Annotated in this window: 1 protein-coding gene; it reads right to left on the bottom strand. The window is 35.4% G+C overall.

Going from position 1 to position 1,062, the window contains the following annotated elements; translation table 11 throughout:
- Positions 1-1,062 (bottom strand): IS3 family transposase (locus HMPREF9088_RS11155; RefSeq protein WP_007209366.1); only part of this gene is annotated, 1,062 nt, incomplete at both ends.

Genomic DNA, 1,062 nt, shown 5'->3' on the forward strand with positions numbered 1-1,062 from the left:
ATAACTTGATTCGTTGATTATTGTACCAATGGATATAGTCATCTACCTGATCGATAAACTGATTGATTGTTGTGTTTTTCCAGTCACGTTGATAAAACACTTCATTCTTTAAACGTCCAAAGAAACCTTCACACGCTGAGTTATCTGGCGAGCACCCCTTTTTAGACATAGAACGAGGCAAGTTTGCCTTGTTCATTCGTTCGATCCAACCTGGCCATCGATAGTGAGCACCACGATCCGAATGAATAATCGGGTATTCTTGATCTTGCAAGGTAGCTATCCCAGTATCTAGCATAGTATTCACTAATTCTGAATCAGGCTTTGTTCCGATGGTCCAGCTAATAATAGCTCCATCATAACAATCAACAAGTGGGGATAAATAAACTTTTCCTACAGGAATTTTAAACTCAGTAATATCTGTTAACCATTTTTCATTTGGTTTTTCTGCTTTGAAATTACGATTCAAAAGATTTGGTTGTGCAGGAGTAATTTCTCCAACATATGAAGAGTATTTTTTTCGCTTAGAAAATTTAATCATCAAGTTTTCCTCAAGCATTAATCTACGTATGACTTTTTCAGATAGGCTTTTCCCCATGTTTTTTAAAGCTTGGTGAATTCTGCGGTAACCATAAGCACAGAAGTTACTGTTGAAAATAGTCATGATCAATTGACGTTCTTCAACATATTTATCTGGTTTCTCAAGTGCCTTTTTTTGATAAAAATAGCTACTTTTAGACAACTTAAGTTGTTGAAGCAGCTCCTTCAACGTAAATCGATTTCGTTGAGCATCAATCAATATCGTTTTTTCTTGATTTGATAGATAAAGAAGATTGATGCCTTTTTCTTTTTTTAGCAGTTCAGCAGCTCCCTCTAGCAATGCTTTTTCGAGTTGTAATTGGTGTACTTGTTTTTGTAATTCTTCCACTTCTTTTAAAAGTAATTCTTTTTGGTTGCCTTGATTTTTTGAAGTCATGCGAAATGGGAAATCCTTTCCAAGAAACGTATTTTTCCATTGGTAAAGCGATCCTCGACTGATGCCTTCGTCTTTAGCTAACTTTTTTC

The organism is Enterococcus italicus DSM 15952 (assembly GCF_000185365.1).
GTDB classification, from domain to species: Bacteria; Bacillota; Bacilli; order Lactobacillales; family Enterococcaceae; genus Enterococcus_G; species Enterococcus_G italicus.